This window comes from Actinoplanes sp. DH11 (assembly GCF_020873875.1).
Taxonomy (GTDB): Bacteria; Actinomycetota; Actinomycetes; order Mycobacteriales; family Micromonosporaceae; genus Actinoplanes.
The window spans coordinates 344659-364558 of sequence record NZ_JAHWGU010000002.1 but is presented as its reverse complement, the minus strand read 5'-3'; the positions used below and the strand labels follow the sequence as shown (position 1 = coordinate 364558).

The following is a 19900-nucleotide window of genomic DNA, read 5'->3' as shown; positions in this document are numbered from 1 at the left end:
GGCGGTGGAGCGGGCGATCCCGCGGGCTACCGGCGGGGCTCCCATCGGAACAGCCGGAGGGCGAGCACGACCGCCACGACCACCCAGGCGAGGATCGGCCCGAGCAGCAGCAGGGACTGCGCCGGCGGCACGCCACCGTTCCAGGTGTTCACGATCAGTTCGGTGGCCGACCCGCCGGGGAGCAGCCGTTTCAGCACCGTCAGGTCTTCCGTGCCGGTGATGCCGACCCAGGTCGCGACGCCGATGGTGGTCAGACTGAGCGGCAGCGTGGTGACCTGGGCCTGTTCGGGCGAGCCGGTCAGGCCGGCGGTCGCCATCGCCAGGGCGAGCATCATGACGAAGGCCGACAGGATGCCCACGACCAGGAGCGCCAGGTCCGCCGGGCGGCCGGTCACCGCGGCGAACGCCCCCAGTACGACCATGACCTGGACCAGAGCCACCCCGGCGACCGGCAGGGTCAGGCCGGACAGGATCGTGGCGTCGCCGGCCGTGGTGGAACGCAGTCGCTTGAGGAACAGGTCCTGCCGGCGAGCGGCGAGGGTCGTCACCGCGGTGGTGTACAGACTGAACGCGCCGATCGTGAAGACGAGGACCGCCGCGATGTAGCCGGCGCTGCCGAGCGCGATGAACGAGTCGCGGCGATAGATGAAGAAGGCGCTGATCGCCAGGGGCATGATGAGGTTGGAGATCAGCACGGTCCGGTTGCGGAAGATCTGGGCGAGTTCGCTGTACGCGATGGGAAGCATGACGTCGCCTCTATCGGGTCGGGTTGAGGGCGGGGGCCGGGTCGGATTCGATCGACCGGAAGACGTCGTCGAGCCGTGTCGGTGCGGCGGAGAGGTCCAGCAGTTCGACATCGTGCGCGGCCGCCCAGTCGAGCAGCACCTTGAGGTCCGCCTGCAACTGGAACGTCTCCGCCACGTACACCCGCCCGTCCGTCGCGCGGGTGCCGATTGGTGGCACCGGTGTGGTGGTGGGTGAGAGGGCGAACCGGATCGCGGCGGGCAGCCTCCGGGTCAGCTCGGACACCGTCCCCTCACGACGGAAGGTGCCTCGGTGCATGAGGCCGATGCGGTCGGCGTACTGTTGCGCCTCCTCCAAATAGTGCGTGGTCAGGACGATGGTGGAACCGTTGCCGCGGAGTTCCCGCACGGCTGCCCACAGGGCGTCCCGTGACTGGATGTCCAGCCCCGTGGTGGGCTCGTCGAGGAAGATCAGTTCCGGTCGCCCGTAGACGGCGGTGGCGAAGTCGAGTCGCCGTTTCTCACCGCCGGAGAGCTGCCCGACCCGGACGTCGGCCTTGCGGTTGAGGTCGACGGTGCCGAGCACCCGGTCGACCGAGTCGGAGCGGCCGGAGAGCCGGCCGATCAGCCGGACCGACTCCGCGACGGTGAGATCGGCGGAGAATCCGCTCTCCTGCAGCATGATGCCCATCCGGTGCCGCACCGCCCGCCGATCCGCCGGCTTCTCGCCGAAGACCCGTACCGTGCCCGACGACACCCTGCGATGTCCCTCGACGGCTTCCAGCGCCGAGGTCTTGCCCGCCCCGTTGGTGCCGAGCAATGCGTACAGCTCGCCCTGTTCGACCCGGAAACTCAGGTCCTTGACCGCGTGAAAATCGCCGTACGAGATGTTCAGCCGGTCGACGTCGATGACGGCCCGGGAAGAATTCTCCATGTCGGCCCTGCCCCTTGTGAATGGTCGTCGTTGCGGCCTGCCGTCCGGCCCGGTGACAGTCCAAACCGTGTTCTCAGAACCGGGTCAAGTCGCTCGCCTGCTCCCGTGCCGCGGCTTGACCCGGTGGCGGGAACATGGTTTTGGGTGGCGGAAAGGAATTCAAGCTCTTCTGGCTGCGGGTGGGCCGGACCGTGTACGCCGTGGACGTGCGCGTCTCCGGCAAGCAGGCGGGCGACGACGGGATGGTGCACCTGTACGCCGACGGCCGGCACCGGGCCCGATCACGGATGCCCGCCGCCATACCCGTCGACGGCGGCACGATCCAGGTCGCGATGTCCACCGTCGGGCTCAAACGCGCCCATTACGTGACGACCGGGGGAGAGGAACACCGGCTGACGCCCGATCCGCGGTCGGCGATCGGCCGCCGGCTGCGATTCGACCGGGAACACCGGGCGCTGAGCCGCTGGATCGCGGCTTTCTCAGTGGTGGCGCTGGTCGTCGGCGCCGGACTCAACCTGGTGCAGCTGCTCGAACCGATCCTGCGGGTCCCGCCGATCGTCGAGCGGTTCGGTCTCTTCGAGTCGCCGGTCGACCTGCCCGTGTGGGCCAACGTCACGCTCGGTGCCGTCGCCGCGGCGGGGGCTGTGGAACGCAGTCTGCGGCTGCGTCACCACTGGCTGCTCGACGGCCTGGGCACCTGACGGTTACGGGTTCCGCGCGCCCTCAGTCGGGGTCCGGGCTGTCCCCGGGCCCGGGCGCCGGGATCACCTGCCGGCGCGCGAGGATGCTGGCCCGGGTGAGCACGTCGATCTGGGCGGGGTTGTAGATCGCGACCACCGCGTCGACGAAGGTCTGCACGGTCGCGTGCTCGTTGCCGACCAGGTGCGCACCCGGTTCGGTGAGCCATGGATAGTCGGTGAGGTTCTGGGCGATGACCGGTGCGAGCCGCGCGGCCAGGTCGTGCCGGGTGGCCTCGTCCGCGTCCGGCGGCAGGGCGTCCAACTCCGCGCCGGCCGGGTCGGTGTCGTTCTCCGCCATGCGCCTCAGGTCTTTCATGGCGTCGTCGTCGTACAACCGGGTGTAGATGTGGATGAGCGAGCTGTCGGCCTCGGACAGGCGGGGCGCGACCGACTCGAAGCCTGCCGGGGCGTCGGCCGGTGCGCCGTCGCGCAGAATGACGGCGATGTCGGCGCGGGCCTTGTTCAGGCGCTCCACCTCGGCGGCCAGTTCGGCGTCGACCTCGCGCAGCACCTCCGGCGGGACCTGCCCGTCCGCCATGGCCGCGCCGACGTGGGACAGCGGGACGCCGAGGCTCACGAGGCGGCGGATCCGCAGCAGGCAGACGAGATGCGAGACGCCGTACTGCTTGTATCCGTTGTACCGCCGCTCCGGCTCCTCGAGCAGGCCGAGCCGGTGGTAGTGCCGGACGGTGTTCACCGTGGTGCCGGCGAGCTCGGCGAGCTCCCGGGTGCTCCAGGCCACGTCGGCCCCTTCCAGGTCCACCGGCTCGGCCCTCGACGCTGTGTCGATCAGTCCTCAGCGGCAAGCTAGCACACGGGCCCGCGCGTCAACCGGCCGTCCGGGACGGCCGGACGCGGCGTAGCACAGCAGGAATCGGCGGCCTCGCCGGCGCGATCATCGTGGCCAAGGTCTTCGGCCTGCTGGAGAACGAGGACGGCAGCGTGGTGCTGCTGGTGTTGTTCGTCGCGGCCGGCTGGGCCGGGCAGCTCGGAGCCGTCCACGGTGACCGGCAGCCCTGACCCCCGGCGCCCGTCATGAATCGAGTCGGGAGCCCGCGCTTTTCGCTGTGCATTTCCGGTTCCGACACGTCGCGTTCGCCGGGCCCTGCTGCAATGCCGAGTCGGCTCCGCGCCCGGAGAGGGAACCAGTTAGGTGGCAGAACAGAACAGGCCCGTGCTCACGGCTCTCACCGGCCTGCGCGCGGTCGCGGCGATCGGCGTCGTGCTCTCGCACAGCAGGGTGCCGGAGAGCGTGCCCCAGCACCTCGAGAAGATCGTCGGCTGGGGTCACATCGGGGTACCGATGTTCTTCATGCTGTCCGGCGTGGTGCTCGCCTACAACTATCCGCACCTCAGCGGATGGGAGGGCCGCCGCACCGTCCGGTTCTACCTGGCCCGGATCGCCCGGGTCATGCCGCTCTACTGGGTGGTCATCGGCTACTGCGCCGCGTACCTCTGGATCGTCGGCCGCGACAACCACGGCTGGGCACTGGTGCAGAACCTGCTCGCCGTGCAGACCTGGAGCGCCGACCTGCGGGTGGCGCAGGGCTGGTACAACAGTCCGGGCTGGTCCATCGGCGTCGAGATGTTCTTCTACCTGCTGTTCCCGTTCCTCGTGCCGGTCGTCGCCCGGCTGGCCCGCCGGTTCGGCGCCCGCGGCCTGATCCTGCTGATCGCCGCGATGACCCTGGTCGTCCTCGTGCTGTGGGCCGCCTTCTATTTCACCGGCCGCTCGTCCCTGCCGGCCGGCGACCCGGCGTCCGTGCACCGCTGGCTCTACCGGAACCCGCTCTGCCACCTGCCGATGTTCGTCTGCGGCATGGCGAGCGCGTTCCTCATCCCGTACACCTCCCGCTGGAGCACCCGGCGCCATCACGCCGTCCAGGCGTTCGTCTTCTGCTACGTCTTCGGCCTGGCCGCCTTCCGCGGTACCGGGCCGGGCTGGAACTCCGGCGCCTACGGCCTGTTCTTCGTCGTGCCGTTCGCGCTCCTGATGATCAGTCTGGCCTCGGGCCGGGGCTGGACGGCCCGCCTGCTGTCCACCACGGTGATGGTCCGCCTCGGCCTGGCCAGTTACGCCCTCTACATCACGCATCGCTGGATGCTCTACGCCCTGCCCACCGCCGAGTACATCAAGACCGGCCGCGGCTGGGTCCCGTACGTGGCTCTGCTGGTCACCCTGGTTCTGCTGCTGCTGATCGCCGAGGGCGCCCACCAGTACATCGAGGAACCCGCCCGCCGGCTGCTGGTTCCGCTCACCAGGCGATGGACATCCAGCGGTACGGGTGACCCGGCCCCGAACCGCAGCGTGCCCGAACCGGACCACCCCGCGAGGGGAGCGGCCCGGGCCGGGCAACTGTCGACCGCCGGCCCGGCCTCCCCCGTCCCGGAGGGGTCCGGCTTGTCGCGGTGAGGGGTGGCAAGAGGAGTCAACGGCGAGATGTTGATCTGCTAGCGCTACGAAATCGCTGTGATCATGGGGTTGAAACCGCGATTTCGCATCGCTAGCAGATCAACACCGCCGCGCGGGGCCGGCCCGTAGCAGACCAACACCGTCGCGCTGGGCCGGCCTGTCGCGGTTCAACGCCGCCGCGCGGGCCGGCCTGGCGGGGTGCGGTGGCCGGTGTCAGACCCGGTTCCACCGCTGGTTGGGGGCGGCGTTGCACGTCCACAGCAGGACCGCGGTGCCGTTGGCGGTCAGGTTGCGATCGACGTCCAGGCAGAGGCCGGAGGCGACGCCGCGCAGGGTGCCGTCGGCGTTGAGGGTCCACTGCTGGTTGGTGCCGCCGTTGCAGGACCAGAGCTGAGCCTTGGCCCCGGCGGTCGCGCCGATCGGCGCGTCCAGGCAGGCGCCGAGGGCCTGCACGGTCTGCCCGGTGAGGGTCCAGCGCTGGTTGGCGCCGCCGTTGCAGTCCCAGACGACCGGCTGCGTACCGTTGGCGGTGTTGCCGTTCGGCACGTCCAGGCAGCGGCCCGAGGAGGCGCTGACCAGCGTGGTGGTGGCCGGCGCCGGGGTGTTCGTCCCGCCGCTGATCCGGTGGACCACGGTGCCGTGCGCGGGGACGGTGGCGCTGATGCCGCCGGTGGTGGTCGTGGTGGCGCCGGTCCACGCGTCCTGCATCGTGAACGAGGTGCCGGACTTGCCGATCGCCGCGGCGGTGGTGGAGATCGTCGTGGTGGATCCGCCCTGGTTGAACAGGGCGACCGCGATGTCACCGTTGGCCAGCCTCTTGGCCAGGACGCGGCGCGTTCCGTCGTACGAGATCTGGGTTGCCTGCAGCCCGAGCGTGTCCTGGTTGATGCCGATCAGCCGGGGGTTCATCAGGATGGTCCGGGTGGCCGCGCTCATCGAGCGCAGGTCGTTGCCGGCGATCAGCGGCGAGGCCATCATCGCCCAGAGTGCGAAGTGGCTGCGCTGTTCGGTGTCGGTCATGCCGCCGCGGCCGACCTCCATCATGTCCGGGTCGTTGAACTGACCGGGCCGGGCGTAACCGGCGAGCGGCACGGTCACGTCGACGATGTTCTTGACGCCCATCGGGTAGCCGTTGGTCTGCCCGGTGTCCCAGGCGTCGCTGATGTCCTCGGTGGTGCGCCACATGTTGGCGACGTCGCCCCAGTTGCGGAGCGGGCCGGTCTTGGCGTGGATGCTGTTCGGGTTGATGCTGTACACGATCGGCCGGCCGGTCGCGGCGAGTGCGTCACGCATCTTGGCGAACGTGGCGACCTGGTCGTTGATGGTGCCGGTCGGGGAGCACCAGTCGTACTTGAGGAAGTCGACACCCCAGGCGGCGAACTGCCGGGCGTCCTGGACCTCGTGGCCGAGGCTGCCGGTGGCGCCGGGGTAGCTGCCGAAGTACTGGGCGCAGGTGCGGTCCAGCGGGACCTGGTAGATGCCGAACTTCAGCCCCCTGGCGTGCAGGTAGTCGCCGAGCGCCTTCATGCCGCTGGGGAACCGGCCGGGGTCGCCCTGCAGGTTGCCGGCGGCGTCGCGGTTCGGGTTGAACCAGCAGTCGTCCACCACCACGTACTGGTATCCCAGCTCCCGCATGCCGGTGCTGACGATGGCGTCGGCGGTCTGCCGGATCAGCGTCTCGTTGATGTTGCAACCGAAGGTGTTCCAGGTGTTCCACCCCATCGGCGGGGTACGCGCCACGCCGTTGTCCAGCGCCCGCGCGGGGGTGCCGGTCAGCGCGGCCGCGGCGGTGCCGGCCAGCAGCAGGCCGGCGGCCAGTACGGCTTTCAGCTTCGTCATCATCGTCATCGCCTCGTCCAGAGCTGGTTGGGGGAGCTGGCACAGGTGCGCAGCGCGACGGCGGTGCCGTCGGCGTGCGTCGACAGCGGATGGGAGCGCTAACAAGACTGAGGCCACAGGTTGCCAGGATGTTTCGCGACATTCAAGAGGGTCTTTGTGCTGCCGGGCGCTGACTGCGGAGCGGGGCCCTGCGTAACGGTTTTTGAGGAGCAAATCACGCATCGAGCATGACTGTGGGATTGACGTCTTGCGATGGCTGTAACTCTCTGGCAATATCCGCTGGCAAATGTGAGCGTTCTCAATTCGCGAATTCGAGGAGTTGACGATGCGGGCTCGTTCCGGAAGCCGCAGGCCGCGGCGGATGATCGCGGCCGTCCTGACCGCCGTCCTGGGCGCGGCGCTCGCCCTCGTCGCCACGTCACCCGCGTCGGCCGCGACGATCGACACCAGCGCGTCGTACGTGCTGGTCAACCGCACCAGCGGCAAGGCTCTCGACGTCTACAACCTGGCCACGAACGACGGCGCCCGGATCACCCAGTGGACGCGCAACGACCAGGTGCAGCAGCAGTGGCAGTTCGTCGACTCCGGCGGCGGCTGGTACCGGTTGAAGTCGCGGCACTCCGGCAAGGTCCTCGACGTCTACAACTGGTCGACGGCCGACGGCGGCTCGATCGTGCAGTGGAGCGACAACAACGCCGCGAACCAGCAGTTCAGCGTGCAGGACGTCGACGGTCACATCCAGCTGATCAACCGCAACAGCGGCAAGGCCCTCGAAGTGCAGGGCGCGTCCACGGCCGACGGCGCGAACATCGTGCAGTACAGCGACTGGAACGGCGCCAACCAGCAGTGGCAGCTCGTCCGGGTCGGCAGCGGCCCGACCGACCCGGGGGGCACCTTCACCAACCCGGTGGTGTGGCAGGACTTCGCCGACGGCGACATCATCCGGGTCGGTGACGCGTACTACTACTCGGCCTCCACCATGCACTACTCACCGGGCGCGCCCATCCTGCGCTCCTACGACCTGGTGAACTGGGAGTACGCCGGCCACTCGGTGCCGCGGCTGGACTTCGACAACCCCGCCTACGACCTCACCGGCGGCCGGGCGTACGTGAAGGGCATCTGGGCCTCGGCGTTCAACTACCGGCCCAGCAACAGCACCTACTACTGGCTGGGCTGCACCGAGTTCAACCGGACCTACGTCTGGACCGCCACCGCTGTCGACGGCGCCTGGTCGAAGAAGGCCCGGCTGAACAACTGCTACTACGACGCCGGGCTGATGTTCGACAACGACACCCCGTACGTGGCGTACGGCAACGGGACGATAAGCGTCGCCCAGCTCTCCGCCGACCTGACGTCGCAGGTACGGGCGCAGACCGTCTACACCACACCGTCGTCCATCGGCACCCTCGAAGGCGCCCGCATGTACAAGCGCGGCTCCTACTACTACATCTGGCTCACCCGCCCGGCCAACGGCCAGTACGTGCTGCGTTCGACAAGCCCGTGGGGCCCGTACGAGCAGCGCCAGGTGCTGCTCGACCTGCCCGGGCCGATCTCCGGTGGCGGGGTGCCGCACCAGGGCGGACTGGTGCAGACCCCGAACGGCGACTGGTGGTACATGGCCTTCACCGACGCGTACCCCGGTGGCCGGGTGCCGACCCTGGCCCCGATCACCTGGAACAACGACTGGCCGGTCCTGACCACCGCCGGCGGGCGCTGGGGCGCCACCTACCCGAAGCCGACCATCACGACGTCGAAGACCGTCCAGCCGATGATCGGCCCGGACACCTTCACCGGGACGCGGCTCGGGCACCGCTGGGAATGGAACCACAACCCCGACACCACCAGGTTCAGCGTCGGCAACGGTCTGCGGCTGGCCACCGCGACGGTCACCAACGATCTGTACGCCGCCCGCAACACGCTCACCCACCGGATCCAGGGTCCGTCGTCCACCGCGACCATCGAGCTGGACTACTCGCAGATGGCGAACGGCGACCGGGCCGGCCTCGCCATGCTGCGCGACTCCTCGGCCTGGATCGGCATCCGCAAGGACAACGGCACCACCCGGGTGTCGATGACCAACGGCCTGACCATGAACGCGAGCTGGGCCACCACCGGCACCGGCACCGAGGCCGCCGGCGCCACCGTGACAGGCGGCCGGATCTGGTTGCGGGCCAGCGCCGACATCCGGCCCGGGTCCGGGCGGACCGCCACGTTCTCCTGGAGCACGAACGGCACCACGTTCACCCCGCTCGGCCCGGCCTTCACGCTGAACAACGCGTGGCAGTTCTTCATGGGCTACCGCTTCGGCATCTTCAACTACGCCACCGGCGCCCTCGGCGGCGCCGTCACCGTCAACCGGTTCGACCTGACGACCCCCTGACCGCCGGCCGCCCCCAGCCGTTCCCCCAAGGAGAGTCACCATGTCCTCGCATCCCATCAGCCGGCGCCGCCTGTTGCAGGCCGCCGGGGCCGGCGCCGTGGCGACCACCGTCGCCGGCACCGGCCGGGCACAGGCCGCCGTGGTCCCGCCGGTCCGGGCCGACCTCGGCGTCTCCGCCCACCCGTTCGATTTGGGCCAGGTCCGGCTCACCGCGGGACGGTGGCTGGACAACCAGAACCGCACCATGAACTACCTGCGGTTCGTCGACGTCGACCGGCTGCTCTACAACTTCCGCGCCAACCACGGCCGGTCCACCGGCGGCGCCGCGGCCACCGGCGGCTGGGACGCGCCGAACTTCCCGTTCCGCACCCACATGCAGGGTCACTTCCTGACCGCGTGGGCGCAGGCGTGGGCGGTCCTCGGCGACACCACCTGCCGGGACAAGGCGAACTACATGGTGGCCGAACTGGCCAAGTGCCAGGCCGCGAACGGCTACCTCTCCGGGTTCCCCGAATCCGACTTCACGGCCCTGGAAGCACGCACGCTGAGCAACGGCAACGTGCCGTACTACTGCATCCACAAGACCCTCGCCGGGCTGCTCGACGCGTGGCGCTACATGGGCAACACCCAGGCCCGCGATGTCCTGCTGCGGCTCGCCGGCTGGGTCGACACCCGCACGGCACGGCTCACCGCGAACCAGATGCAGGCCATGCTCGGCACCGAGTTCGGCGGCATGAACGAGGTTCTGGCCGACATCTACCAGCAGACCGGGGACGGCCGGTGGCTCGCCGCGGCCCAGCGCTTCGACCACGCCGCCGTGTTCACCCCGCTCGCCGCCGGCTCCGACCAGCTCAACGGCCTGCACGCGAACACCCAGGTGCCGAAGTGGATCGGCGCGGCCCGCGAGTACAAGGCCACCGGCACCACCCGGTACCGCGACATCGCCGCCAACGCCTGGAACATCACCACCGGCGCACACACGTACGTCATCGGCGGCAACAGTCAGGCCGAGCACTTCCGGCCGCCCAACGCCATCGCCGGCTACCTCACCGACGACACCTGCGAGCACTGCAACACGTACAACATGCTGAAATTGACCCGCGAGTTGTGGCTCACCGACCCGGGCCGGGCGGCGTACTTCGACTTCTACGAACGCGCCCTGCTCAACCACCTGATCGGCGCGCAGAACCCGGCCGACAATCACGGCCACGTCACCTATTTCACGCCGCTGCGAGCCGGTGGGCGCCGCGGCGTCGGACCGGCCTGGGGCGGCGGCACCTGGTCGACGGACTACAACAGCTTCTGGTGCTGCCAGGGCACCGGCATCGAGACCAACACCAAACTGATGGACTCGATCTACTTCCACAACGGTACGACCCTGACCGTCAACCTGTTCACGCCGTCCGTGCTGTCCTGGACCCAGCGGGGCATCACCGTCACGCAGAGCACGACCTACCCGGTCGGCGACACCACGACGCTCACCCTGACCGGCACGGTGAGCGGCTCGTGGAGCATCCGGGTCCGCATCCCGTCCTGGGCCGCCGGAGCCACCCTCGCCGTCAACGGCGCCACCGAGAACGTCACCACCACCCCCGGCACCTACGCCACCGTGACCCGCACCTGGGCCGCCGGTGACGTCCTGACCGTCCGCCTGCCGATGCGCGTGACCATGCAGGCCGCGAACGACAACCCCGCGGTGCAGGCCATCGTGTACGGCCCCGTCGTGCTCTGCGGCCGGTACGGCAACACCGCCCTGACCGCCAACCCGTCACTCGCCGTCCCGTCGATCACCCGGACCAGCACGAGCAGCCTGGCATTCACCGCCACCGCCAACGGGACCACGGTGAACCTGGGGCCGTTCCACGACGCGCACGGCGTCAACTACGCCGTCTACTGGAACACCTCCGGCACCGCCGAGGCCACCTACAAACTGGTGAACGTGGCCTCCGGGCTGGTCGTCGGCGTCCAGGACATGTCCACCGCGGACGGCGGCCGGGCCGTCGTGTGGGGCGACACCGGCACCGCCGACCACCTGTGGGCGCAGATCACCGACGGCGCCGCCGTCCGCTTCCGCAACGTCAACAGCAACAAGGTCCTCGGCGTCGAGAACATGTCGGCCGCCGACAACGCCACCGTGCTGCAGTGGGCCGACAACGGCACCGCCGACCACCGCTGGACCCTGGTGCGCAACAGCGACGGCTCGTACCGCATCCGCAACGTCAACAGCGGCAAGGTCCTCGCCGTGCTGGGCGCCTCCAGCACCTGGGGAGCCCAGGTCGTCCAGGAACCCGACAACGGCAGCGCCGACAACAACTGGCGCCTCGTCCGCGTCAGCTGACCCGGCTCTGCGGTGCGGGTAAAGGGCCCGTATAGCTTCCGTAAAGCGGATCATCGCAGACTGCTGCTGACTTGATCATGTAGCGAAAAGGATGAGTCAGTGCGCAGAAGCGTCGCAAGTGCGGTTGTCGCGGGTGCCCTCCTGGCCGGAGTGGTGGTCGCCTCCCCGGCGGCGTACGCCGCCACCAAGCACACGGCCAAGGGCAACTGCTACCGCGGTGTCGTCGACCAGAGTTCCATCACGGTCACCTGGGAGGTCAGCGCCGACAAGAAGCGGGCCCGCGCCATCAGCACGGAGTGGGGTGGCACCTGGGGCCTGGAGGCCTGGAAGGTCGTGACCGACCAGGCCAAGGGCGGTTCTCTTGTCGACAAGGGCCGCAAGACCTGGTCGGGCGCCCCCGACCGGGCACGCACCCACGAGTACACGATGCCGTGGGCGCAGCGCAGCGGCACGAAGCTCGACGTCAACGTGAGCATGTGGATCAACGACGGAGCCGCGGCCTGCAACGTGCGGATCGCCGCTCCCTGACCTGCCCGGCGCGCGGCCTTCCACGGGGGCCGCGCGCCCTGCGGCAACGGTGACGGATGATCGTCGGTTGTAGACTGACCGACATGCGATTCCAACTCCTGGGACCCGTTGAGGCCTGGGACGAGGAGGGCCCCGTCCGGCTCGGCGGGGCGAAACAGCGGACCGTGCTGGCCGCGCTGCTGCTCAACGCCAACCGCGTGGTGTCGTCGAGCACAGTCACCGCGCTCACCTGGGGCGAGTCGCCACCGGCCAGTGTGAAAGGCCAGCTCCAGATCTACGTGTCCCGCCTGCGCAAGCTGTTGAGCGGTCACGAGATCGCGCGACGGACGCCCGGCTACCGCATCACCGTCGGGCCCGACGATCTCGACCTGCACCAGTTCGACAGGGAGACCGCGCAGGCCCGGGCCGACCTCGCTGCCGACCGGCCCGAAGCCGCGGCTGAGCGGCTGCGCTCGGCGGTGGCGCTGTGGCGTGGCACCGCGCTCGCCGGCACTACCGAGGCCTTGGTCGAGCGCGAGGAACCGGCGCTGACCGAGCGTCGCCTGACCGCGCTGGAAGACCTTTTCGAGGCGGAGCTGCGGCTGGGCCGGCACCAGCAGATCGTCGGGGAGCTGCGCCGGGCCGCCGAGGACGAGCCCTTCCGGGAGAAGTTTCAAGCGCAGCTGATGCTCGCGCTGCACCAGGGCGGGCGTGTCCAGGAGGCGCTACAGGTCTACACCGCGGCGCGGGAGCGGCTGGCCACCGAGCTCGGCATCGATCCGGGGCGGCCGCTGCGGGAGCTGCACCTGCGCGTCCTGCAGGGCGACGTCGCACCGATCGCCGTACGGGAAACAGTGGAGGTGGCCGGTTCGCACCCGCAGCCGCCGGTGCGGCTGCCACCCGTCCTGACCTATTTCACCGGCCGTGAGCAACACCTGAAAAGCCTTGCCAGCACAGCGGGAGACCGCGCCCTGACGGTCATCACCGGCCAAGCCGGCGTGGGGAAGACCGCGCTGGCCGTGCACGCCGGGCACCTGCTCGCCGAGGAGTTTCCGGACGGCCGGGTGCTGGTCGACCTCAGCGGGCTCGGTGGCCGGCCGGTCTCCGGGCAGGAAGCACTGACCCACGTCGTACGGCTGCTGGGCCTGGACGATCGCACCGGGGTCGGTTCTGCCGAGCTGTACCGGTCGCACCTGGCGGGCCGGCGGCTGCTGATCGTGCTGGACAACGTCGTGTCGGAGAACCAGGTGTGGCCGTTGCTGCCCTGGGACGCCGGGTCGGCGGTGATCGTGACCAGCCGGACGCCGCTGGCCGGCCTGGTGGCCGAGCGGATCTGGTTGCCGGAGTTCGACGACCAGGAGTCCGTGGACCTGCTGGCGAACACCGCCGGCCGCGACCGGGTGACGGCCGAGCCGGAGGCTGCCCGCCGCATCATCGCGCTCTGCGGCCGCTTGCCGCTCGCCATCCGCATCGCCGGCGCCCGTCTGCGTGCCCGGCGCCACTGGATGCTTGCCGATCTGGCTGACCGCCTCAGCGACCAGCAGCGGCGGTTGGACGAGCTCGAAGCCGGCGACGTGACGTTCCGAGCCTGCATCGCACTGAGCTACCAGTCACTCGGGCCGCGCGAACAGGACACCTTCCGGCTGCTCGGCCAGTTGCACGGTACGTCATTCCCGGCCTGGGTCCCCGCAACGCTGGCCGGCGCGGCCGAGCCGGACATGGCCGGTCTCCTCGAGCGCCTGGCCGATTGGCACCTGCTCGACGTCGTCGGCCGCGACCACGCGAACCGGCAGCGCTACCGCATGCACGACTTGATCTCGCTCTTCGCCCGGGAACTGCCCGGCGGCGCCGGCGCGGACGACGAGCGGCGCACCGCCCGCGGCGAGGTGCTCGACGACTGGATGGCCATCTTCGACCGGATGGAGAAGAAGCTGGTCAGTGGCGATCCCGCCGCGCCGCGGCACCCGTCGCAGCGCAAGTATCCACTCGGCTGGGTCCCTGCCCTGCGGTCCGCGCTCTCGGGCGAGGTCACCGATGCCGTCGGCACGGTGCTGGAGACCGGATGGTCACTCGCCGGCATCCTGGTCCCGCTCTCGTACGAGCTGTGGTCGCAGTGGGACGATTGGACGTCGACGGCGGCGAGCGCACGGCACGCCGCGCACCGGGTCGGTGACCGGCTGGTGGCTTCCGCGCTCGGAGACGACGGCATGCCGGAATCGCTCACCGTCGAACCGGGCGTGCCCGCGCCGTGGGGCGCCATGGTGCTCAGCCTGGACCGGGTGGCGCAGACCTTCCGGCGGCTCGGTGACCTCGACTGGCATGCCATGGCGCTGCTGAGTCTCGGCAACGTCTATCGCGCCGACGGCCGGTTCGCCGAGGCTGCCGCCACCCTGGACCAGTGCGTCGCCCTGTTCAACGAGGTGGGCAACCCCGACTGGCAGGCGGCGGCGCTGCTCAGCCGGGGCAGTCTGCACGTGACGCAGGGAAATCTGGACGAGGCGCTGCGTCTCTACCGCATTTGCGTCCAGATTTTCCGTGACCGCGGTGACCTGCTCTGGGAGGCATACACCTACCGGGCAAAGGGATACGCCTGCCAGCAGCATGGTCGCTTCGCCGAGGCGGTCGTGCACCTGGAGCGGGCGGTCCCGGTGTTGCGCGAACACGGTGACCGGGTGTGGGAAGGCCATGCTTTGCTCAGTCTGGGCCTGGCGGAGCTGGGCCAAGGGAACAAAGAGCGCGCGGCCCGGCACTTGGACGTGTGCTTGGAACGATTCACCAGCTATGGCGACGGCCGTAGTGAGGCATTGGCGTTGCGGGCGCGCGGGCGGTCCGCACCGCAGCCAGAAGCTGAGCGGTACCTGCGGGCATCCCTGGCGAAGTTCATCGACCTCGCGGACCCGGTCGGAACCGCCCTGGCGTTGCGGGACCTCGGCGAGCTGATGCTGGCCCGTGGCGAGCCGACCGAGGCCGAGCATTACCTGGACCTCGCCCGGACGGCCTGCGGTGACGTGACTTTGCCGGGCTTGACGCACTAGCGGCGGTTGTTCACCGGGCCCGGCGCCCGGCGCCACGACCAGGGCGCCCGGACCCTGTTCGAGCTGACCCCGATGGCCGTGGCCGCCCTCGAACAGATCCTCGCCCGGGGCCCGCCCCGGATCGCCGCCACCCTCGCCACGATCACCGGCGACATCGCCGCCCGGCTCGCGGCCGCGGGCGTCGGCCTCACCGAGCCACGCGGCCCGCACCTGCACATCACGGCGTACGACGTCGACCGCCTCGTGACCACGCTGATCGCCGCCGTCTGACCGGCTCGGACCGCCGCCGGGCTTCGTGCCCGGCGGCGGCCGCGTGGTTCAGCCGGTCGTCACGGCCATTGGATGAGCGTGGTCCCGGTGCGCATCGACAGCGGGTTCGCCACGTCGACGTCGTAGCCGGCCGAGGCGCGGCTGTCGTAGAAGACGTCGCCGGTCGGGTAAGCCCCCGCCGACAGCGGCCAGATCACCGTCCGTACCCGGTCGGGCCCGTTCTGGCAGGCGCCCGCACGAGTGGCGCCGGTACAGCTCTCGTACGCGTACAGGACGATCCCGTAACGCTGCGAGGTACCGGCCAGCGTGCCCGTGGTCTTCGCCGCGACCTTGCCGTCCGGCGTCACCACGAGCCACTCCAGGGTTCCGCCCTGGATGTCGAAGCGGTACGGGCTGCCGGGCGGCATCCAGTTGCGGGCCGCGCCCACCGGGGTGCTCTTGTCCTGCGGGTAGTAGCGCCCGGTCAGGTGCAGCCAGCCCTCGCCGGCCGCGGCGGGTGCGCCGGGCAGCGCGCCGGCCGGTGAGTCGTACGAGCCGTCCACGTTGGCCCAGCCACCGTCCGGGTCGTAGACGATCACCATGACGGTCTTCTCGCCGGCGATCCCGCCGTCGTCGTCGGTGACGCCGGTGCTGATCGTGAACATCCCGGCCCGGGTGTACGTGTGCTCGCGGACGCACTGCCGCCCGTACGAGGTGAACTTCTGTGTCGAGCCGTCGTCCCAGTTCACCGCGCAGACGTGGGTGTCGTTGAGCCCGGGGTCGGTGAAGTCGGCCGTCAGTTTGACCGAGCTGCCCACCCGGAAAACCTGCCACGGCGTGGGGGTGACGATGCCGGAGTCGGCCGCCGCGGCCCGGGCCGACGGACTGGGCTGCGGGCTGACCGAGGGCGCCACGTTGTAGACGGTGACCGTCGCGCTGTCGCTGACCGAGCCGTTGACCCCGTCGTTGGCTGTCAGCGTCACCGTGTAGACGCCGTCGTCGGTGCAGGTGATGCCGGTGCCGACGTTGTTCTCGGCGGTGAAGGCGCACGAGGCGCCGGGGTCGGTGCCGGTTCCCGGCGCGTACGTCCAGTTCGTCGACGGCGTTCCCTCCGCGTCGGCCGCGCTGCCGCCGAGCGTGATGACCGAGCCTTCGTCGCCGCTGACGTTCGCCCCGGCGTCGACGGTCGGCGGCAGGTCGGTGACCTCGCCCTCGTCCTCCTCGTCCACACAGTCGCCGGGCGGAGTGCTGTCCGGCACGTCGGTGATGTGCACGTAGTACGGGTCCTCCGCGGGTTTCGGCATGCTCGGCTGCCACACCAGGATCCGGTCGTTGCGGTAGTAGGCCTTCAGTTCGATGCCCGCGCACCTGTTGACCGCCGCCGTCACCCCAAGCACGGAGAAGTTCCAGTCACCGACGCCGGCGCCCTCCTTGGTGGAGGCGAACGGGAACTCGTCGCACTGCTGCGCCGGCGGCTTGTACAGCGCCGGCGGCAGGCCGTCGGTGAAGTACGGGGTGCCCTGCTGGCAGGCCTGGTCCTTCTGGTAGCTGTTCTTGGCGTAGTAGGTGACGTTGTCGGGGTGGGCCGGTGTCTTCTCTGTGATCCGGTGCAGGCCGGGCGAGTCGCGGTTCTCGACGAACTTTCCCGGGACCTGTTTGCCGTCCTTCAACGGGTACGACGTGCAGGTGGAGTCGAGCGCGCACTGGATGTGCCGCGCCACCTCGCCGTGCTTGGTGCTGGTCGCCGAGTACTGCAGGTGCGGGATGACGTCGTCGAAGATGCACGCTTTGGACCGGCTCCGGGCGAAGCCGACAGTCGCCGAGTCGCAGCGGATGGTGTGCGACTCCGCGAACTTCTGCGCCGGCACACCCGGCAACGCGTGCGAGAACACCCGGTTCTTGAGGTGCCACAGGTGCCGGCTGACCTGGTAGGGTCCGACGCCGCTGTTGTCGGCCGAGGCGACCGTCCAGGAGTGCCAGCTGCCGTCGGAGTTCCAGTCGTCCATCGTCTTTCCCGCGGTGGCGCCACCGGCCGTGCAACCGGCGGTGTAGTCGTCGCAGTCCGCCCAGACGTGCATCAGCGCGCTGCGCAGGCCAACCTGGTCCCCCTGGTACGCGGCCGAGCCGGGCTCGGAACGCAGGAAGACCCGGACGTCACGGTTGCCGTCGTCGCGGCCGTACGCGGCGGCCCGGAAGATCACGCTGACCCGGCCCACCTCGTCGCCGTCCTCATCCTTCACGATGCCGCCGATCCGCCCGCGCTGGCACCACTCGAAGCGGTTGTAGACCCGGCCGTGCTCGCCGCGGCCGCCGTCGCTGTCCCAGCACGGGGCGAGGTAGCTCTCGTCCGGGCTGGCCGGTGGCTTGCGTGCCGTGCTCGCCGCGGCGATCGAGGTGCCCTCGCCGACGCCGGAGAACGACTTGTCGCCCAGCCGTTCGGCCAGTTCGCGGGCATCCTCCGCAGTGGGCTCGCGCTCCTCCGCCGGCGCGAGTCTCCGCCGAGTGGTGTCCGGTACCGCGTCGCCGTCCGCCTCGATCGGTGCGTAGAAGGGCTGGATCGTCAGCGGGCCCGGGGCCGCCGGCGGGTCCGGCTCGGCCGCCGCGGCCCCGGGCGCCACCACCAGCAGGGCGGTCACCAGGCTCGCGGAGAACGCCGCCGCTGCCAGGCGGCGTCTCAACAGTTGTCGTCTCAGCACGTCGTTCCCTTCCGGTTCCGTCCCGGCGCCGGCTTCCATGCGCGACGCTCATCGACGGGGTTAGATGGAACGGGAAGCTAGCGCGGCTGCTGGTGGGCCACTGCCCCGTGCTGACCGGGTTGCTTCGGTTGCGACCGCTTTACCGGGAGAAGTGCCAACTCACCGTGGGAGCGATTCCACGGAGGCGGCCGGCCAGAACTGGAACAGGAACGCCTCCACGCCGCGCAGCTCGTCAACCCCGGCGCGCGGCGTCAGGGCGGCGATGCGCGACCGCCCGTCGCTGTAGGCCCGCAACTCGTAGCGGCCGGGCGGGCCGATCCGTACGACGTGCGAGTCGGTGGGCTGGATCTCCAGGTAGCCGCTGTCCAGTCGGACGCGCCCCGCCTTCCCGCTCTCCCAGCCCTCGAGCAGGGGCGGCGTCTCGTCCCAGACCTCCACGGTCACGCGCGCGTAGTGGTCGGTGGCGCCGGCGCTGATCGCCACCACGCAGTTCGGGGTGACCGACAGCCAGTCCTGTTCGGACAGTCCGTAGTCACCGGCGTCGTCGAGCAGCACGATCATCCGGCGCGAGACGAGCGTCTCCGTCTCCAGCCGGGTCAGGCAGCGGGGCATCGTCGTCCTCCCGGAGCGGCTCACTGAGGTGATCACGTCGATGGATGCTGTCGGACAGTAGCGCCCGGCTGGCCTCGGCGCGGCCCGGCCCGGTCGTCGACCGGGCGCGAGCGCCGGCAGGGTGTGCCGTCGTCTCGCGGGAGCGTGTGCGGGCGGGTCTGCGGTATGCACGCGATGTGCGCGCCCCGACAAATCGACGTGGTCTTCGCGCAAGGCTGCATGCAATATATTGCATGGCGGCGGCGGGGATCGTCGGCGCAACCACGGAGGGAAGAGTCTGATGAGCACCACCGGTCAAGAGATCAAGAACGTTGTGCTGGTCCACGGCGCGTTCGCCGACGGTTCGGGCTGGCGCGGCGTGTACGACAGGCTGACCGCCCGGGGCTACCGGGTAACGGTCGTGCAGAACCCGCTGACCTCGCTGGCGGACGACGTCGCGGCGACCACGCGTGTGCTGAACCGGCAGGGCGGCCCGACGATCCTGGTCGGTCACTCCTGGGGCGGCACAGTGATCACCGAGGCGGGCGTGCACCCGGACGTCGCCGGGCTGGTCTACGTCTCGGCGCTCGCGCCCGACGCGGGGGAGACCACCGCCCAGCAGTACGAGGGATTCGCCGCGACACCCGACTTCGTCATCGACGTGACCGAGGACGGGTACGGGTTCCTCAACCGCGACAAGTTCCAGGCCGGGTTCGCCGCGGACGTCGACGACGCCGAAGCCGCGTTCCTGAGTGACTCGCAGGTGCCCGTCAACATGGCGGCCTTCGCCACACCGGTGACAAGCGCCGCGTGGCGGGACAAGCCGAGCTGGGCCGTCATCGCGACCGAGGACCGGGCGTTCGACCAGGCGATGCTGCAGCACATGGCCAAGCGCATCGGCGCGACCGTCACCGACGTCCCGGGCAGTCACGCCCTGTTCATCACCCAGGCCGACGTGGTCGCCGACGTCATCGTCACCGCCGCGCAGAACGCCGCCGGCAGCGCCCGCTGAGACGCGTTCGTCCGAGCCGGCTCACACGGCGGGTGAGCCGGCTGTCAGCCGACGTCGCGCAGCCGATGGCGGGGGACTCCGGCGGCTGTCAGCCGGGCCGCCAGGGCGGCCGGGCAGTGGTCGAGGAAGACCGCGACCTGGTGATCGTCGCCGAGGTGGCAGGCGGCGGCGAGGGTGCCCAGGTTGATCGGATCGAGGTCGTGCACGTCGGCGAGATCCAGGACGAGGCGCAGCGGCCGCGTGTGACGGATGGCTTGCACGAGTGTGCGGCGCAGTCCGACTGCATCCGTGGCGTCGAGAATTCCACGGGGATGGACGACGAGAGTGCCGTCGGGCCCGGTGTTGACGTCGACCGTGGTAGCGGTCATTGCTTTACCTTCCGTTATCCGGTGTTTCTCCGACTTGCCAGATTAAAGCCGTTCA

Annotated in this window: 15 protein-coding genes; 8 read left to right on the top strand and 7 right to left on the bottom strand. The window is 70.1% G+C overall.

Features of this window, described 5'->3' with window-relative positions; genetic code table 11:
* Nucleotides 1-26: 26 nt before the first annotated feature.
* Together LPA41_RS04600 and LPA41_RS04595 are read right to left on the bottom strand one after the other, a co-directional pair.
* Nucleotides 27-746, bottom strand: a complete 720-nt coding sequence (locus tag LPA41_RS04600; protein ID WP_229068548.1) for an ABC transporter permease — start codon at nt 744-746, stop codon at nt 27-29.
* A gap of 10 nt (nt 747-756) precedes the next feature.
* Entirely contained in the window at nt 757-1677 is a 921-nt protein-coding gene (locus LPA41_RS04595) for an ABC transporter ATP-binding protein (RefSeq protein WP_229068545.1), read from the bottom strand.
* 134 nt (nt 1678-1811) lie between these two features.
* On the opposite strand from LPA41_RS04595, the gene LPA41_RS04590 reads away from it, so the two are divergent.
* Entirely contained in the window at nt 1812-2378 is a 567-nt protein-coding gene (locus tag LPA41_RS04590) for a hypothetical protein (RefSeq protein WP_229068543.1), read from the top strand.
* A gap of 22 nt (nt 2379-2400) precedes the next feature.
* On the opposite strand, the gene LPA41_RS04585 is transcribed toward LPA41_RS04590, so the two are convergent.
* A complete protein-coding gene (locus tag LPA41_RS04585) occupies nt 2401-3180 on the bottom strand; it encodes a MerR family transcriptional regulator (RefSeq protein ID WP_229068542.1) in 780 nt (259 codons plus the stop codon).
* 411 nt (nt 3181-3591) lie between these two features.
* On the opposite strand from LPA41_RS04585, the gene LPA41_RS04580 reads away from it, so the two are divergent.
* Complete coding sequence (locus LPA41_RS04580; protein WP_229068541.1) at nt 3592-4830, top strand: acyltransferase; 1239 nt, start codon at nt 3592-3594, stop codon at nt 4828-4830.
* A gap of 213 nt (nt 4831-5043) precedes the next feature.
* Here the strand turns inward: LPA41_RS04580 and LPA41_RS04575 are convergent, their stop codons facing one another.
* A complete protein-coding gene (locus LPA41_RS04575; RefSeq protein ID WP_229068540.1) occupies nt 5044-6669 on the bottom strand; it encodes a ricin-type beta-trefoil lectin domain protein in 1626 nt (541 codons plus the stop codon).
* Nucleotides 6670-6994: 325 nt separating this feature from the next.
* On the opposite strand from LPA41_RS04575, the gene LPA41_RS04570 reads away from it, so the two are divergent.
* The 5 genes from LPA41_RS04570 to LPA41_RS04550 all read left to right on the top strand — a co-directional run bounded on the left by LPA41_RS04570 (nt 6995) and on the right by LPA41_RS04550 (nt 15199).
* The gene (locus tag LPA41_RS04570; protein WP_374238111.1) at nt 6995-9049 is read left to right on the top strand and encodes a family 43 glycosylhydrolase; all 2055 of its coding nucleotides are present in this window, start codon (nt 6995-6997) and stop codon (nt 9047-9049) included.
* Nucleotides 9050-9089: 40 nt separating this feature from the next.
* Entirely contained in the window at nt 9090-11387 is a 2298-nt protein-coding gene (locus LPA41_RS04565; RefSeq protein WP_229068539.1) for a beta-L-arabinofuranosidase domain-containing protein, read from the top strand.
* A gap of 99 nt (nt 11388-11486) precedes the next feature.
* The gene (locus LPA41_RS04560; protein WP_229068538.1) at nt 11487-11915 is read left to right on the top strand and encodes a hypothetical protein; all 429 of its coding nucleotides are present in this window, start codon (nt 11487-11489) and stop codon (nt 11913-11915) included.
* 83 nt (nt 11916-11998) lie between these two features.
* Nucleotides 11999-14929, top strand: a complete 2931-nt coding sequence (locus LPA41_RS04555; protein WP_229068537.1) for a BTAD domain-containing putative transcriptional regulator — start codon at nt 11999-12001, stop codon at nt 14927-14929.
* A gap of 6 nt (nt 14930-14935) precedes the next feature.
* Nucleotides 14936-15199, top strand: coding sequence for a hypothetical protein (locus LPA41_RS04550; protein ID WP_229068535.1), 264 nt, complete (start codon nt 14936-14938; stop codon nt 15197-15199).
* 59 nt (nt 15200-15258) lie between these two features.
* On the opposite strand, the gene LPA41_RS04545 is transcribed toward LPA41_RS04550, so the two are convergent.
* Together LPA41_RS04545 and LPA41_RS04540 are read right to left on the bottom strand one after the other, a co-directional pair.
* Nucleotides 15259-17856, bottom strand: coding sequence for a PKD domain-containing protein (locus LPA41_RS04545; RefSeq protein ID WP_229068533.1), 2598 nt, complete (start codon nt 17854-17856; stop codon nt 15259-15261).
* A gap of 177 nt (nt 17857-18033) precedes the next feature.
* The gene (locus LPA41_RS04540) at nt 18034-18522 is read right to left on the bottom strand and encodes a hypothetical protein (RefSeq protein ID WP_229068531.1); all 489 of its coding nucleotides are present in this window, start codon (nt 18520-18522) and stop codon (nt 18034-18036) included.
* A 244-nt stretch (nt 18523-18766) separates the two neighbouring features.
* Here LPA41_RS04540 and LPA41_RS04535 point away from each other — a divergent pair, with 244 nt between their 5' ends.
* Nucleotides 18767-19477, top strand: coding sequence for an alpha/beta fold hydrolase (locus LPA41_RS04535; RefSeq protein WP_229068529.1), 711 nt, complete (start codon nt 18767-18769; stop codon nt 19475-19477).
* 44 nt (nt 19478-19521) lie between these two features.
* Here LPA41_RS04535 and LPA41_RS04530 read toward each other — a convergent pair whose 3' ends face one another.
* The gene (locus LPA41_RS04530) at nt 19522-19845 is read right to left on the bottom strand and encodes an STAS domain-containing protein (RefSeq protein WP_229068528.1); all 324 of its coding nucleotides are present in this window, start codon (nt 19843-19845) and stop codon (nt 19522-19524) included.
* Between the last annotated feature and the right edge of the window lie 55 nt (nt 19846-19900).